This is a genomic window from Embleya sp. NPDC050493 (genome assembly GCF_044458105.1).
GTDB lineage: Bacteria > Actinomycetota > Actinomycetes > Streptomycetales > Streptomycetaceae > Embleya.
Genome location: NZ_JBITHP010000003.1, coordinates 768,932 through 783,481 on the forward strand (window position 1 = coordinate 768,932; position 14,550 = coordinate 783,481).

At 72.6% G+C, this 14,550-nt stretch carries 13 protein-coding genes and 1 pseudogene; 8 read left to right on the forward strand and 6 right to left on the reverse strand.

Annotation, left to right across the window (positions count from 1 at the left end):
- Nucleotides 1-42: 42 nt before the first annotated feature.
- Nucleotides 43-1,416, reverse strand: coding sequence for a cytochrome P450 (locus ACIBM5_RS10045; RefSeq protein ID WP_396006348.1), 1,374 nt, complete (start codon nt 1,414-1,416; stop codon nt 43-45).
- A gap of 278 nt (nt 1,417-1,694) precedes the next feature.
- Between ACIBM5_RS10045 and ACIBM5_RS10050 the strand changes: the two genes are divergently transcribed.
- The gene (locus ACIBM5_RS10050; protein WP_396006349.1) at nt 1,695-3,008 is read left to right on the forward strand and encodes an alpha/beta hydrolase family protein; all 1,314 of its coding nucleotides are present in this window, start codon (nt 1,695-1,697) and stop codon (nt 3,006-3,008) included.
- Between the two features lie 304 nt (nt 3,009-3,312).
- Here the strand turns inward: ACIBM5_RS10050 and ACIBM5_RS10055 are convergent, their stop codons facing one another.
- A complete protein-coding gene (locus ACIBM5_RS10055) occupies nt 3,313-3,639 on the reverse strand; it encodes a nuclear transport factor 2 family protein (protein ID WP_391583800.1) in 327 nt (108 codons plus the stop codon).
- Nucleotides 3,640-3,992: 353 nt separating this feature from the next.
- On the opposite strand from ACIBM5_RS10055, the gene ACIBM5_RS10060 reads away from it, so the two are divergent.
- Nucleotides 3,993-5,252, forward strand: a complete 1,260-nt coding sequence (locus tag ACIBM5_RS10060; protein ID WP_396006350.1) for a glycosyltransferase 87 family protein — start codon at nt 3,993-3,995, stop codon at nt 5,250-5,252.
- A gap of 266 nt (nt 5,253-5,518) precedes the next feature.
- On the opposite strand, the gene ACIBM5_RS10065 is transcribed toward ACIBM5_RS10060, so the two are convergent.
- Nucleotides 5,519-5,752: a hypothetical protein gene (locus tag ACIBM5_RS10065; protein WP_396006351.1), complete on the reverse strand. Its 234-nt coding sequence runs from the start codon at nt 5,750-5,752 to the stop codon at nt 5,519-5,521.
- Nucleotides 5,753-5,970: 218 nt separating this feature from the next.
- On the opposite strand from ACIBM5_RS10065, the pseudogene ACIBM5_RS10070 reads away from it, so the two are divergent.
- Nucleotides 5,971-6,039, forward strand: a pseudogene (locus ACIBM5_RS10070) (TetR family transcriptional regulator); the annotation flags it as partial.
- 681 nt (nt 6,040-6,720) lie between these two features.
- Here the strand turns inward: ACIBM5_RS10070 and ACIBM5_RS10075 are convergent.
- Together ACIBM5_RS10075 and ACIBM5_RS10080 are read right to left on the reverse strand one after the other, a co-directional pair.
- Nucleotides 6,721-6,912, reverse strand: coding sequence for a ferredoxin (locus ACIBM5_RS10075; protein ID WP_396006388.1), 192 nt, complete (start codon nt 6,910-6,912; stop codon nt 6,721-6,723).
- A 20-nt stretch (nt 6,913-6,932) separates the two neighbouring features.
- Nucleotides 6,933-8,198: a cytochrome P450 gene (locus ACIBM5_RS10080; RefSeq protein ID WP_396006352.1), complete on the reverse strand. Its 1,266-nt coding sequence runs from the start codon at nt 8,196-8,198 to the stop codon at nt 6,933-6,935.
- 276 nt (nt 8,199-8,474) lie between these two features.
- Between ACIBM5_RS10080 and ACIBM5_RS10085 the strand changes: the two genes are divergently transcribed.
- Nucleotides 8,475-9,044, forward strand: coding sequence for a TetR/AcrR family transcriptional regulator (locus ACIBM5_RS10085; RefSeq protein WP_396006353.1), 570 nt, complete (start codon nt 8,475-8,477; stop codon nt 9,042-9,044).
- 460 nt (nt 9,045-9,504) lie between these two features.
- Nucleotides 9,505-9,924 (forward strand): nuclear transport factor 2 family protein, encoded by a 420-nt coding sequence (locus ACIBM5_RS10090; protein WP_396006354.1) that lies wholly within the window; start codon nt 9,505-9,507, stop codon nt 9,922-9,924.
- A gap of 133 nt (nt 9,925-10,057) precedes the next feature.
- Here ACIBM5_RS10090 and ACIBM5_RS10095 read toward each other — a convergent pair whose 3' ends face one another.
- The gene (locus ACIBM5_RS10095) at nt 10,058-10,990 is read right to left on the reverse strand and encodes a hypothetical protein (RefSeq protein ID WP_396006389.1); all 933 of its coding nucleotides are present in this window, start codon (nt 10,988-10,990) and stop codon (nt 10,058-10,060) included.
- Nucleotides 10,991-11,123: 133 nt separating this feature from the next.
- Between ACIBM5_RS10095 and ACIBM5_RS10100 the strand changes: the two genes are divergently transcribed.
- The 3 genes from ACIBM5_RS10100 to ACIBM5_RS10110 all read left to right on the forward strand — a co-directional run bounded on the left by ACIBM5_RS10100 (nt 11,124) and on the right by ACIBM5_RS10110 (nt 14,180).
- The gene (locus tag ACIBM5_RS10100) at nt 11,124-11,504 is read left to right on the forward strand and encodes a MerR family transcriptional regulator (RefSeq protein WP_396006355.1); all 381 of its coding nucleotides are present in this window, start codon (nt 11,124-11,126) and stop codon (nt 11,502-11,504) included.
- 102 nt (nt 11,505-11,606) lie between these two features.
- The gene (locus ACIBM5_RS10105; RefSeq protein ID WP_396006356.1) at nt 11,607-12,392 is read left to right on the forward strand and encodes a CmcI family methyltransferase; all 786 of its coding nucleotides are present in this window, start codon (nt 11,607-11,609) and stop codon (nt 12,390-12,392) included.
- Between the two features lie 543 nt (nt 12,393-12,935).
- Complete coding sequence (locus tag ACIBM5_RS10110) at nt 12,936-14,180, forward strand: sensor histidine kinase (protein WP_396006358.1); 1,245 nt, start codon at nt 12,936-12,938, stop codon at nt 14,178-14,180.
- Nucleotides 14,181-14,550 lie beyond the last annotated feature (370 nt).

Genomic DNA, 14,550 nt, shown 5'->3' on the forward strand with positions numbered 1-14,550 from the left:
CGGTGGATCCGGATCCGGTCCGGGAGTTCGGGTGTGGCCGAGTCAGCGGCGGATCAGGTGCATGGGCAGGGCACGCGGGGTCAGCACGCTGCGTGGGACGGCGCGGACCGGGGCGGCGGAGGCCGGCCGCAAGCGCCAGCGGGACGCGATCGAGGCCAGTGCGAGGGTGGCCTCGGTCAGCGCGAAGGTGTCGCCGATGCACTTGTGCGGACCGCTGCCGAAGGGCACGAACGAACTGCGCGACCAAGTCTGCGGCCCGATGCCGTCGGCGTGTTCGCGTTCCGGCCGGAACCGGTCCGGCTCGGCGTGGAAGCCGGGGTGGCGGTGCAGGATGTACGGGCTGAACACGAGTGTGCTACCCGCGTCCAGTCGGCGGCCCGCCACCTCGATCTCGCGTGTGGCGGTCCGCGGGAGCACCCAGGCCGGCGGGTACAGGCGCAGCGTTTCGCGGATCACCCGGCCGGTCCAGGGCAGCCGAGGCAGGTCGTCCTGGCCGGCCGCGCGTCCGCCGAGCACGGTGTCGGCCTCGGCGTGCAGGGCTTCCTCGGCGTCGGGGTGGGTGGTGATCAGGTGCAGTGCCCAAGCCAGTGCGGACGACGTGGTCTCGGCGCCGGCCAGGATCAACACGGCGACCTGGTCGTGCAGTTCCGCCTCGGACATAGCCCCGCCCGCTTCGTCGCGGGCGGCGAGCAGCCGGCCGAGCAGATCCCGGTCGTCGGGGTCGGCGGCGCGGCGCGCGGCGATGATCCGCCTCACGTGCGCCCGCCAGGTGGCCAGGCCGCGGGTGTAGCGCCGGGCGCCCGGGGTGGGCAGGGAGTCGACGGCGGGCAGCAGGGCGCGCAGGTAGACCCCCTTGAGGAAGGTGTCCAGGCTGTCGCGCAGTTCGGCGATGTCACGATCGGCGATACCGGCGCCGAAGAGGGTACGCACGGCCACCGTCGTGGTCAGCGCGAACATCTCGTCGACCATGTCGACCACCCGGCCCGGCCGCCAGCGATCCAGCGCGGCGCCGATCTCGCGCCGCATCGCGTCGGCGTAGCCGGGCAGGTGCTCGGTGCGGAACGCGGGCTGCATCATCAGCCGTTGCCTCCGATGGTCACCGTGCGGACACGTGGCCAGGCCGTTGCCCAGCGCGGCGCGCGAACCCTCGTAGAGCGGTCCGACGCGGTCGAAGGTGCGACCGTCGGCCATGACGTGCCGGGCGAGTTCGGGATGGCACAGCACGAAGGCCGGGCGCGGGCCGAGCCGGATCTCCACCAGATCGCCGTGTGCGGGCAGCGAGCCGAGGAAGCGCAGCGGTGCGCGGAGCAGGTGCGGGAGATGACCCAGCCCGGGCCACGCGCCGGGGGCCCGGCCGGCGCGGGCCGCCGATGCGGGCGGGGTCGACGACGGGCGTGGCGGATGTGCGGTCGTCATGGGTCGCTCCCTCGCCTGCTCCGCGCGGCGCCGATTCGCTGCCCGCCGCCGTGGTCCCGTGCGGTGTCCGGTTCCATTCCAGCAGCGCCGGACCGAACGCGGGGGGAAGTTTCCCGGATCGAGGGCGTGTCGGCCGGCCGACGAGGTCGCCGCGAGGCAGCACACATCGATGCGTGGGTCAACCCGGGGTGCCCCACCGGCGACACCCGGGACGCGCGGAGGCGGGTCCCCCCGGTGCCCGGATGTCGGCCGGCGTCCCCGATCCCTAGCGTCGAGGCATGGATACGCGAGGGTTCGAGACCCGAGGCAGGAACACCCGTACGGCACCTCTCCGGGGTGCCCCGACCATCATCGCCGGCGCGATCGCCCGCCGGTTCACGGTGGCGCTCGCCCTGGCCGGTGTGCTCACCGTGCCCGTCGCCGCGACGGCCCGGGCCGACGCCCCGACCCCGCCGCCCGCCGCGGCCGACGAGGGCCGCGATCGCGGCGCGCTCGTCAACGCGGTGCCGCTGCGGACCGTGACCGCCGGGCAGGCTCGGGACGAACTCGGGCGCGACGGCTGGGACGTCGGTACGGTCCGCGACGACGTGCGGCTGTACCGGCTGGTCTATCGCACGATCGACGCGACCGGTCGACCCACCACCGCCACCGGCCTGCTCGCACTCCCGGTGAACGACGAACGGCGGCTGCGCGCGGTGTCGTTCACGCACGGCACCGAGCTGTATCGGGCCGACGCGCCGTCGACCGCGGACGACACGTGGGGCATCGCGCCGGCGCTGACCCTGGCCTCGGCCGGCTTCGCCGCCACGATGCCCGACTACCTCGGCCAAGGCGAGGGGCCGGGTGCACATCCGTGGATGGACGTCCCGTCGGAGACCACCGCCTCGCTGGATCTGCTGCGCGCTGCCCGGCGGTTCGCCGCCGGGCAGGGGCGCGGCCTGGCCCGGGAGGTGTACGTGAGCGGGTTCTCCCAGGGCGCCTCCGCCGCGCTCGGCCTGGCCCGGGCGCTCCGGTCCGGCGCGGACCCGTGGTTCCGGGTCGGCGCGATCGCCCCGATCAGCGGTGCCTACGACTTCCGCCGAGCCGAACTGCCCGCGCTGCTGCGCGGCGACCTGGACGACAAGGCGAGCGTGATCTACGCGAGCCTGCTCCTGGTCTCATACAACCGGTTGCACCACGTCTACGACCGACCGGCCGACGTCTTCCGGTCCCCCTACGCGGACACCATCGAGGGCCTGTTGGACGGCTCGCACCGGCCCGGAGAGATCCTGGAGGGAACCCCGGCGAACATCGACGGCCTGCTCACCGGGCCCGGTCGGGACCTCCTGGAGCGACCCACCGGCGCGTTCGCCGCCGCGCTGCGGGAGACCGACTCGGTGTGCACCGACTGGCGTCCGCGAGTGCCGGTGCGGTTGTACGTGGCGGTCGACGACCGGGAGGCCGCACCCGCGAACACGGCGCATTGTCGGGCCGCGTTGCGCGCTTCCGGAACGGATGTCCGGGTGACCCGCTTCGGGCCCGACGTGACGCACTCGGACTCCAACCGCCTGGGCACCGCCGCCGTGGTCCGCTGGTTCCGCGAACTCGGTTGACCCGCCGTCGGATCGCGGTCGGTGTCGTCGGGCTCCGGTCGGAGGCGCGGCGGACAGCCTGCCGAGGAGGCGAAGGGACTGTTCCCTCGGGCAGCCCGGGCTCGGCCGACGGTCGGGCCGGCCCGATGGCACGACAGCGATGCCTCGACGCGGATGTCCCGACCGATGCGCCGGGACCGCGCGCGGCCGATCGGCCCGAGGTGTGCGCCAGCGCTACTCCGGCCGGTCGTCGGGGCTCGGCAGGCCGAACAGGTCGAAGGGGTCGCCGGCGGGCCCGGCCCCGCCATCCCCTGCGGTCGAGGACCTACGCCTGGCCCGTTTCGAAGCGGCTGATGTGCCCGTCGGGGGTGACGGTGAAGCGCCAGGTGGTGCGCATCTCGCCCCACGTGTCGTTGCGGTAGCCCACGATCAGGGTGCGTCCGCCGTCGGATTCGGTCACCACGTCCATGTGGCCGTTGGAGGAGAAGATCTCCCGATCCGCCCAGTCCTGCAGGTCGCGGTCCGAGCCGTCGTCGGACATCGTCGCGTCGGGGGTCAGGAGCGCGGTGAAGGCGTCCTTGTCGCGCGCGTTGACGGCGGCGACGAACGCGCCGACCGCCGGTTCGGACAACTTGCCGGGGGCGATGCTCACGGGGGCCTCCTGGGCGGATGAGCGAAGGAGCGAAGGAGCGCTCGGCGTGCGTGTGTTCCGTACGTCGTGCGCGGGGGTGGTGCCCCACCAGGGAACAACACGGCCGGCCCGGGGACGCCGACCCTCACCCGTTTGCCGCAGGACGGCGTGTCAGGGTGCCTGTCGCGGGGCCTCGGGGCCTCGGAGCATCGGGGCGTCGGCGTGGTCGGACGCCGTTCGCGATGATCAGCCGGTCGGGCGGTTCGACAGCGGCCGCCGATCCGACGGGTGGTGTCGGCCGAGCGCTCGACACCACCTTGATGGCCGCACCGCAAGCGCCGGGGGCGGGCCGATGCGCGGGTTAGCGTCGTCGCATGAGACGCCCCACCGGGTTCGGCGGCCGATCCCGCGTGCGGCGACGGGGCCCGCTCGGCGACGCGCCGGCCGGATCGCCCGAGGCGCGCCGGATGTGCCTGTGGACGCTCGCCTGCGCCGCGTCGATCGGCGTGTACCTGCTCGTGCGCCACCTCAGCCATCCGTCGATGGTCGACCTGGTGGTCTACCGCGTGGAGGGGCTGGCCGTGCGCGACGGGATCGACCTGTACGGCCCGCTCGACACGCCGCACGGACTCAGGGCGACCTATCCGCCGTTCGCCGCCCTGTTGTTCGTCCCGCTGACCTACCTGCCCGCGGACCTGCTGCTCGGGCTGGGGGTGGCGGCGAACCTACTGCTCGTGGCGGTCGTGGTCCGGCTCTCGATGCGCCTGGTGGACCCGGACGGGCGCCGCCTGGGCCCTTGGGTGGTTCCGGCCGCCACCACCTTCGCCATCTGGTTCGAGCCGGTGTTCACCACGATGCGCTACGGGCAGGTCAACCTCGCGGTGCTGGCCGTGGTGTTGTGGGATTTCACCCGGCCGGCCGGCGCGCGCCTGCGCGGGGTGGGTCTGGGACTGGTGGCCGGTATCAAGGTCACCCCGGCGGTCTTCATCGTCTATCTGCTGCTCACCGGACGCCGCCGGGAGGCGCTCACGGCCATCGGCACCGCCGCCGGGACCGTGCTGTTCTCGGCCATGGTCCTGCCCGGGGCCACCCGGCGATTCTGGACCGACCTGGTGTTCGACCCCGAACGGGTCGGACGGGTGGAGAACGCCGCCAATCAGTCGGTGCGCGGACTGCTCACCCGGGTGACCCGATTGTTCGACCCCGGCATCGGCGGGACGGCGACCATCGTCGCGGTGGGGGTGCTCGGCATGCTGTGCGCCGTGCTCGCCCACCGTCGGCGCGGGGACGCGTGGGGGCTGCCCGCGGCGGCGGTGGCCGGGCTGCTCGCCAGTCCGATCTCCTGGAGCCACCACTGGGTGTGGTGTGTGCCGATCGCGATCCTGCTGTGGGCGAGAGTGCGGGGTCCGCACCGGCGGGGCGAGACGCTGTTGTCCGCGGGGTTGATCGTCTTCCCGAGCTTCCTGGTCTGGTCCGTACCGCATCTGCCCGGTCAGGAATGGCACCTGACCGGTTTCGAACTGCTGCGCTCGTCCTGCTACGTGGCCTTCGGCGTGGCATTCCTGCTCGCGGCCGCATGCCCCGCACCCGAGCCGTCGAGGCAGACGGCGGCCTCGTCGACGCTATTCGGCTGACCGGGCGGGCGAGGTGCGGCCCCGCGCGGCCGATGCACGTGCGCGACGCGCGGCGCAGCCGCTGGGTGTGCGCGACCGGGGGTTGCAGGCGTGCGGGCATCGCCGCTGCCTGCGAACTCGGCGCCTCGGCACGGGGATTCCGCGCCTCGGTGCGGCCGTCGGCGGCTTGCGGCGGTGACGGTCGAGAGTTCGTCCGCCGACGCCGTCAAATGCCTTGTGAATGTCGCGGGTTCGCGCGACACGGGCGCGACGTCGGTGTCCGCGGGCTACTGCTGCAGGGCGTGTCGGAGGGCCTGGACGAGGGCGTCCGGGTCGATTCCGGGATCCAGGTGCAGTACCGGTACGGCCTGCCCGAGGCCGTCGTGGTGGGTGCGGGGGCGAGCGGGCGCCGGCTCCGGCACGGGCTCGGGTGTGGCGGAGGGCGCGAGGAGGTCGAGGATGTCCTCGATTGCCGTGGCGAGTGTGCCCAATGCCTCGTCGAGCGACGCGGATGTGGTCATGACGGATCAACGAGCCCCCGCCGCCGATCGCAACGGCGTATGCCGGCACACCATCCGATCGACTGCCTTTGTGTCACTCCCACCACCGACGTGCCGCGGCCCTGCGTCGCCCGCGGCCCGGCCGCGCCGGCACGTTCGGGAGCGCGTGTCAGGGTGGGCGGCATGGCGTAACGGGCCCGTACGAGAAGGGCGAGGCGAAGCGGCGCGAGATCCTGCGGGTGGCCCTGGAGGTCTTCGCGGAGGAGGGCTACCGGGGTACGTCGCTGCGCAAGGTCGCGGCGCGCCGCAACCTGAGCCTGCCCGGCCTGATGCACTGCTTCGCGTCCAAGGAGGACCTGCTCACCCGGGTGCTCCGGGCCCGTGACGAGGAGACCCGCCGGTTGTGGGAGGGCTACGAGGGGCCCGATCCGCATCTGGAGACGGTCCGGGCGGGCGCGCGTGCGGCGGGCCTGAGCGAGCTGTACGTGTCGATGGCCGCGGCGGGCAGCGACCCCGAGCATCCGGCGCACGCGTTCTTCGCCGAGCGGTATCCGCGGGCGCGGCAGTCGGTGCCGAACGTGATGGAGCAGCGGATTCGGGACGGCGCCATCGCGAGTGCGATTCCGCCGGAGCCGCTCGCGGTGTCGTTGATCGCGATCGCGGACGGCATCCGGTCGCAGTGGTTGAACGACCGCTCGATCGACATGGAGCAGGCGGTCAAGGACATGCCGACCCGGTGGTGCAGGACAGGCCGTGTCCGAACGGGGAGGCGACTTCCAGGCGGGCGGCGTCGTAGCCTCGGTAGCCGACGAACACCCCCTCGCCGTAGCGAACATGGCCCTGAGGGAGAGGTCGTGCGCGGCCATGGCGACTCCGATCGGTAGGTGCCCGGGCAGCCCGGGGCGCTGCCCGAACACCTCCGCGACCCGTTCCGCGAGGTCGCCGTGTAGGCCCGGGACCGGCCGCGCGCGGGCCGGTCCCGGGGACGGCTATTCGATGGTGCGGATGGCGCCGGAGGGGCACAGTCGGCCGGCCTCGCGGGCGGCCCGGTGCAGCGGGGCGGCGGGGCCGGGGACCAGGACGGTGACCAGGCCCTCGTCGTCCTGGTCGAAGACCTCGGGGGCGGTCAGGGCGCACAGACCGGCGCCCACGCACACCGTGCGGTCGGCGGTGACGCGCATGCCGGCCGCCTTCGCGGCGCTCACCAGGTGACCGGGAGTTCGTTGACGCCCTGGATGGTGGTGCCCGGGCGCAGCGTCAGTCGCTCGACCGGGACGGCCAGGCGCAAGGTCGGAATGCGTTCGAACAGGGCGGTGAGGATCACCTCGAGTTCCAGGCGGGCCAGGTTCTGCCCGAGGCACTGGTGTACGCCGTAGCCGAAGGCGATGTGATGGCGGGCCGAGCGGTGCACGTCGAAGGTGTCCGGATCCTCGAACACCGAACCGTCCCGGTTGGCAATGGAGTTGGTGACGATCACCCCGTCGCCGGCCCGGATGAGCTGCCCGTCGATCTCGATGTCGGCCGTCGCGAACCGACCGCCCGCGATGTCGGCGATGGCGAGGTAGCGCAGCAGTTCCTCGACGGCGCCCGGCACGAGCGTGGGGTCGGCGCGCAACGCGGCGTGTTGGTCCGGGTGTTCGAGGAGGGTGATCACACTCAACGAGGTCATCGACGCGGTGGTCTCGTGGCCGGCGACGAGCAGCAGGATCGCGGTGGAGACCAGTTCCTCCCGCTTGATCGCGCCGGTCGCGAGTTGTTCGCTGACCAGGGTGGACAGCAGGCCCGGACCGGGTTTCGCCCCGACCGCGCCGACCAGTCCGTCGAGGTAGCGTTCGAGCCGGTCGCGCGCGGCGCGGGCGTCGGCCCCTTCGGTGGACTGGAGCAGTTGCCGGCTGGCGTCCTGGAAGAAGTCGTGGTCCGCGTAGGGGACGCCGAGCAATCGACAGATCACCATCGAGGGCACCGGCAGGGCGAACCGGGAGACCAGGTCGGCGGGTGGACCGGCGGCCAGCAGGTCGTCGATCGCGCCGTGCACGATGCGCTCGACGTCCGGGCGCATGTCCTTGATCCGCCGGACGGTGAACTCGGAGATGGTCATCCGGCGTCGGGGGCCGTGTTCGGGCGGGTCGAGGCTGATGAATCCCGCGGGACGATCGCGTAGCGCCCGTAAGCGGGGCGAGGTCGAGGGGAAGGCGGCGTGCGCGCGGTCCGAGGACAACCGCGGGTCGGCCAGCAGCCTGCGGGCCGCATCGTGTTTGGTCACCACCCAGGCGGGACGGCCGTCGTACAGGGTCACCCGGTGCAACGAACCCGGTTCGTCGCGCAGCCTGGTGTAGTCCTCGGGGAGTCGGTAGGGGCAGGTGCGGTTGCTCGGGAAGGCGGGGGTGGGGGCTGAGGTCGGCGTTGGGGTGGAGGTTGGGGTTGATGGGGTTTGTCCGGTCCGGAAGCTTGCAGCGGTCTCGTTCATCGATCCCCTCGCAGCCATGGCGCGGATTGGGCATGGTTGGGCGTGATCGGCGTGATCGGCGTGATCGGCGTGATCGACAGGTGTGATCGGGAGGTTGGGTTGGGCCGATCGCATAGAGAACGAATAGTTCTCTGGTTGGGAGGCTAGGCTGCCCGTTCAGAGAACGCAACGACCTCTTCATGACTCAAGGGAGTTACGCTGTCACCCAAAGTCGATCGGATTGTTGTCGACGAGACGGTCGACCACCGCAAGGGGCCGCGTCGGCGCGGCGAGGAATTGGAGTCCGCCATCCTGACGGCGACCCTGGCGGAGCTCGTCGAGGTGGGCTATGCGGGGTTGACCATGGAGCGGGTGGCCGCGCGCGCCCGCACCGGCAAGGCCACCCTGTACCGCCGCTGGTCCAGTCGAGCCGAACTGGCCGTGGACGCATGCAAGTTGCCCGGCGTGGCGGACGTCGACCCGCCCGACACCGGGGCGTTGCGTACCGACATGATCACGCTGCTGCGGCGGATTTCGGCCAAGCTGGCCGGTCCGCTCGGCGACATCCTGCGCGGCCTGCTCGCCGAGACGGGCCACGATCCCGAACTCGCCCGGCTGATCCGCGAGCGCTTCCACACGGTCGGCCCGTCGTCGCTCCGGGTCATCCTGGAACGGGCGGTCGAGCGCGGCGAGATCGAGGACACGATCCCGACCTCGCGCCGTGCCACGGTGGCAACCGACCTGCTGCGCAATGAGTTTCTGCTGTTCGGTGCACCGATCGAGGACGCGGTCGTCCTCGACATCGTGGACGACGTCTACCTGCCGCTGATCCGGCACCCGGCCACGGATCCGGGGTGCGCACTCTAGGGCCGGGCGGGCCGCCGGGCGGTGCGGAGGTTCGACGGTGCGGCTCGGCCGGGGTCCGCCGCACGGGGCCGGCGGCAGCGGCGCCCAGGTTCGGCGCCTCGGACGCCGCCGGGTCCGACCCCGCCGCCGCCGGGGGCTCGGCCATTCCCTCCAGGGAATTGTTCGGACTGTGCGCCGGGCGCAGGATTGTTTCCACGAGCCGCCGCAGGTCGGGCGGCGCGGAGTTCGGGCCGCAGGTCGGGCCGTACGGACATCGGGTCGCGAGTCGACCGGCACGGAGGCCGGGCCGCGAGTGGGCCGACACGGAGTCGGGCCGCGGGTGGGCCGACACGGAGTCGGGCCGCGAGTGGGCCGACACGGAGTCGGGCCGCGGGTGGGCCGGGCCGGACAGTGTTCCGGGAGTTCGCGAGCGCGCACGAAGTTCCACCGAGTTCACAGCGAGTACAACGGGAGCCATGCCATGTCGGAGAACACCACCACCACGGCCACCGCCACCCTGACGACCGCCGAGGTCATCGCGCGGTTCAACGACGCGTTCACCACGCACGACCCGGCGCTGCTGGTCGGTCTGGTCGCCGACGACTGCGTGATGGTGAGTGTGCAACCGGCGCCCGAGGGCACGCGGTACGAGGGCCTGGACGCCTGCCTCGGGTTCTGGCAGGACCTGGCGGCGGACACCGGCACCAGCTTCCAGCCGCAGGACGTGTACGTCTTCGGGGACCGCGCGGTGATCAAGTGGCACGTGTCCTTCGCCGCCGGCGAGGTCAACGAGGTGTTCGGCGACGCACATGCCGACTCCGCGTGGGTGGCGGGCGTCAACCTGATGCAGATCCGCGACGGACGCATCGTCGAGGCGCTGGGTTACAGCAAGTCCCCGTGACGTGGGACCCGGTGGGGGCTCGACGGTGGCCCGGGCCGCCCGCGACGACGCACAGCGGGCGACCCGGGACGGACCGCGACCGGTCCGTCGCCGACGCGGAACGTGCGCGCCGGCGACCGATCCTGACGGGGTGTCAGTCGGTCAGCGCGGACGCGATCTCCCCGCGAAGTTCCGCGTAAGTGGGAGCGAGGCGACGCAGCCCGGCGGCCAATGCCGCGTCGTCCTCGACCACCAGGGGATATTGCAGCGCTCCGACCGAAGCGGCCTGTCGGGCGGCCACCCGCGCCGCCCGGGCAAGGCCCGACTCGGCCAGGCAGACGGCCGCGTCGTTCAGCCTGCGGGCGCCGACCCGGATGCCGAAGGCCGCCAACAGGGCACGCACGTCCGGGGCGAGCCCGTGCGCGACCGCGTCGGCCAGGGCCGCCAGGGCGTCCGCGCCGCCGAGCGTGCCCGGCGGTACCGGCAGGTCCTGCCGGCCGTCGAGCCAGCGCACGGCGGCGGGCAGCGACTCGCGCAGCGCATCGGCGGCGGCGACCTCGCGGACCCGGGTGAACCGGGTGCGCAGCACGTACGGCGCGTCCAGGTAGGCGATCGACGCGCCGCGCCACGCGGTGGTGAACTCCCGGATGGGCAGCCGGGCGTAGGGATGCCCCTGCGGATCGTGCAGGAGCACGGTGTCCTCGTCGGCGGCCAGGACCACCACGTAGTGGTCGCCGCCGCCCGCCGCCGGCGTGCCGGGCCGATACGTCAGCAGTCCCAGGTCCAGCGGCCCGGCCAGGACCGGACCCCATGCGCAGGCGGCCCGCAACCGGTCCGGCGCCTCGTCCGCGGAGCCGCCGCACTCGCGCTCGCAGGTCCAGCCCAGCGCGGCGATCGCGGCGTCCAGACCGATTTCCGGATCCCAGCCGAACGGGTCGAAGAACGGCGTTTCGCCGGCGACGAGTTGCATCCCGAACGGTGAACCGGTGAGGGTCTCGACCACGGCCGGAGCCGGCGCGTACGAGCCGAGCATCATGCACAGACAATGGGTGTAGCAGTACGGCCCGGAGCCGTTGTAGGCGATCATGCGACCCAGCACAGCGCCTGACACGGTGTCAGGGTCAATCGCGCACGGTCCGGACCGACATCCGGGGCCGGCACACCGACCGGGTGCCCGCAAGGGGGCGCGGGGTGGTGTGGACTGCGGGCACAATGCGGTCATGACCACCGCGACGCGCTACCTGACCCCGGCCGAGACGGCGGAACGATCCGGTTTCAGCCTGGACACCCTGCGCTACTACGAACGCATCGGCCTGCTGGCGGACGTGGGCCGGGCGCCCAGCGGCCACCGCCGTTTCACCGAGGACGACCTCCAGTGGCTCGGCATCCTGCGCTGTCTGCGGGACACCGGCATGCCGATCGCGGACATGCTCCGCTACGCCGAACTGGCGCGCACGGGGGACAAGGAATCCCTGGCCGAGCGCATCGCCCTGCTGGAGAAGCACGACACCGCCGTCGAACGGCAGATCGCGCTGCTGCGCACCCAGCAGGGGCACCTGCGCGGCAAGATCGACTGGTATCGCTCGATCCTGCCGGACTGATTCCGAACGGCGAGGCGTCGACTGCTCCAATTACGGTGAAACGATCGGTAAAAGGCTGCCCGAATCGGTGATCCACCTCTTCAATGGAAAGCGGGTCGAGCCGTGCGCGGCCCGCCCGCGGCCCGACCCGTCGAGACACCGGGACAGGAGAGGATCACCATCACCGATCACATCGAGGTCGCCCAGCTGCCGCCGACCGTCACCGCCGACCACGAGGCGACGCTTCTGGAATACCGGCGAGCGCGCGGCCGACAACACGTCCGCGATTGGTACGCCGGGCTGCGGATCAAGAAGTTTCCCGAGGACCTGCGCGTGTTCGAGCACGTGATGTGGTCCTCACGCGCGCAGGTGGTGGTGGAACTGGGCACCCACCTGGGCGGCTCGGCCCTGTGGTTTCGCGACCGGCTGCGCACCCAGGCCGGCTACGGGCGTGTGCCGGAGGCGATCCGGGTGATCTCGGTGGACCTCGATCAGGATCGTGCCGCCGGCCTGCTGCGTGCCGCCGACCCGGCCTTCGAACGGGAGATCACCCTCGTGGCCGGCGACGTCACCGACCCGAGGCTTGCCGACCGTGTCACGGACCTGATCCCGCCCGGTGCGCGCTGCCTGGTGGTCGAGGACACCCTGCACGAATACGCCACGACCACCGCCGCGCTGCGCAACTTCGCCCATCTGGTCCCGGAGGGCGGGTTCTTCGTCGTCGAGGACGGCATCGTCGACGACCCGGACCTGTGCCCGCCCGGCATGCCCGGGGGCGTGCTGCCCGCCGTCGCCGATTGGCTGGCCACCGAACAGGGTGGCGCCTTCACCACCCGCCGCGACCTGGAGCTGTACGGGGTCACCAGCCATCCGCACGGGTGGCTGCAACGGATCGCGGCCGGGGGCTGAGCGGCTGGGGGCTGGGGGGCTGAGCGGCTGCGGGCGGAGTGGCGAGGGTTGGCGTGCCGCCTGGCGACGAGCCGCTCGCGGATCCGCGCGGCGACTTGCCGGTGGGTGGGCCCGGCCGCGCGGCGGGCGCCGTATACCGCGGTGGGTGGAGTCGGCGCGGCATGTACCGCCGGAGTTCGACTCGGTTCTCATCCGACGAGGGAATGTCGAACCGGCGCCGGGTTCATAGCGTTGGTCTCGGCCGGTCGACGTCGAAGGACGCCGGGCGGCGGCGCGGGGTGGTCGACGGGAGACGGAAGCGCGATGCGTGTGGTGGAACGTAGCCGCGACTCGGGGGACGGGGGCTCGGTTCGGACCGCCGGGATCTGCGCAGATCCCTCTCGGCTTCCGTCGACCGCCGCCGGTAGGACATGAACGAACGGGTACCGCCCACCAGGCGGCGGAGCCGGAGGCCCAGTGTTCCGCGATAGGCCGCGCGGCTCGCGCCGGGAGGGGCCCGGACGTGCCCACGTCCGGGCCCTGATCCGGCGCCCGGACCCGTGGATGGTCGACGCGATCCTGGCGGTGGCGATGGCCGCGGGCGGATGCGTGGCGGGACAGCAGTTCCATCCGGACGGCTGGGTGCGCTTCGACGCGACCGCGTATCTGCTCACCTGTGCGCTGAGCCTGCCGCTCGCGCTGCGCCGGCGCGCTCCCGTACCGGTGCTGATCGCGTCGGGGTCGATGTACACCGTGTACCTGGCCGCCGGCTACCAACCCTCGTTGAACTTCTGGGCGCCGGTGATCGCGCTGGTGACCCTGGCCGGTCAGCGACCACCGCGGAGCGCGGCCATGGGAGCGGTGTTCGTCGCCGCGGTCGTCGCCTTCAGCGGCATGCGGGGCCGGCTGGGGCCGGCGCTGGTAGTCGCCCAGGCCGTACTGGTCCCGGTCGTTGCGGTGGTGATCGGCGACGCCGTGCGCAGACTCGCGCAGCGCAACCGCCAACTGGTCCTGCTCACCGCGCGCCTGGAACGCGAGCAGGAGGAACGGGCCCGGCGCGCGATCGTCGACGAGCGGGTACGGATCGCCCGGGAACTGCACGACGTGGTGGCGCACCACATGTCGGTGATCACCGTGCAGGTGGGCCTGGCCTCGTACGTCTTCGACTCCGACCCTCGCGCGGCGCGCGCCGCCCTTGACGTCATCGGGGACGCGGGGCGGGACGCGTTGGACGAGATGCGGCGGTTGTTGTCGCTGCTCCGGGTCGACTTCGACGAGGACGGCGGCGGCGAGGGGCAACGGGCCGACGGTGTGGGCGACATCGATGGTGTCGGCGGTGTCGGCGGTGTCGGTGGTGACGGCGGTGTCGGCGGTGTCGATGGCGCAGCCGATCCGATGCCGGGGCTGGATCGGCTCGCGGATCTGGCCGAGCGGATGAGCGCGGTCGGCGTCACGGTCGACCTGACCACGGAGGGCGCACCGAGGCACCTGTCACCCGGTTTGGAACTGTGCGTCTACCGGATCGTCCAGGAGGCACTGACGAACGTGGTCAAGCACGCCGGGACGCCGCGTGCCGACGTCCGGATCCGGCACCTGTCGGACCGGCTGTCCGTCAGCATCGCCAACGACGGTCCACGGCGCGATGCGGCCCGACCACGGGTCGGCTCGGGCACCGGTCACGGCCTGATCGGCATGCACGAGCGAGCCAAGATCCTCGGCGGCACCCTGTCCGCCGGCGAACGCCCGGAAGGCGGCTTCCGCGTCCACCTCACACTGCCCCTCGACGCGGAGGCCGGGGCGGGGACGTAGGGCGGGGGTGGGAGCGGGGTGGGTGTGGGTGTTCAGGTACGTGGGGGCGGTGTCCGTAGGTGGTGGGCCGGGGCGGGTACGTGGTGGGGTCGGGTGGGGTCGGGTGGGGTCGGTGTGGGTGCGGAGTGCGGGGCGGGGGTGGTACGTGCCGCGGGTGGGACGGGTTGGGCGCGGATCGCGGATCGCGGATCGCGGGTCGGGTGGGCACGTGGCGCGGGGCGGGCCGGGGCGGGGCGAGGGCGAAGTGCGGGGCGGGCGGGTGTGAAGCGCTGGGCTGAGGGGCCCTTCGTTTTCCGGACGCCTGGCTTCTGTGTCTTTTACGCCGCGAGGCCGAGTTTGTCGTGGTCCCGGAGAGCTTCAAGCGGCGTGC

What these genes read in the sequence shown, in the direction of transcription:
- ACIBM5_RS10100 (WP_396006355.1), top strand. Translation starts at nt 11,124, where the DNA reads ATGACCACCGCGACGCGCTACCTGACCCCGGCCGAGACGGCGGAACGA.
- ACIBM5_RS10090 (WP_396006354.1), top strand. Translation starts at nt 9,505, where the DNA reads ATGTCGGAGAACACCACCACCACGGCCACCGCCACCCTGACGACCGCC.
- ACIBM5_RS10045 (WP_396006348.1), bottom strand. Translation starts at nt 1,416, where the DNA reads ATGACGACCGCACATCCGCCACGCCCGTCGTCGACCCCGCCCGCATCG.
- ACIBM5_RS10075 (WP_396006388.1), bottom strand. Translation starts at nt 6,912, where the DNA reads ATGCGCGTCACCGCCGACCGCACGGTGTGCGTGGGCGCCGGTCTGTGC.
- ACIBM5_RS10050 (WP_396006349.1), top strand. Translation starts at nt 1,695, where the DNA reads ATGGATACGCGAGGGTTCGAGACCCGAGGCAGGAACACCCGTACGGCA.
- ACIBM5_RS10080 (WP_396006352.1), bottom strand. Translation starts at nt 8,198, where the DNA reads ATGAACGAGACCGCTGCAAGCTTCCGGACCGGACAAACCCCATCAACC.
- ACIBM5_RS10060 (WP_396006350.1), top strand. Translation starts at nt 3,993, where the DNA reads ATGAGACGCCCCACCGGGTTCGGCGGCCGATCCCGCGTGCGGCGACGG.
- ACIBM5_RS10065 (WP_396006351.1), bottom strand. Translation starts at nt 5,752, where the DNA reads ATGACCACATCCGCGTCGCTCGACGAGGCATTGGGCACACTCGCCACG.
- ACIBM5_RS10095 (WP_396006389.1), bottom strand. Translation starts at nt 10,990, where the DNA reads ATGATCGCCTACAACGGCTCCGGGCCGTACTGCTACACCCATTGTCTG.
- ACIBM5_RS10110 (WP_396006358.1), top strand. Translation starts at nt 12,936, where the DNA reads ATGGTCGACGCGATCCTGGCGGTGGCGATGGCCGCGGGCGGATGCGTG.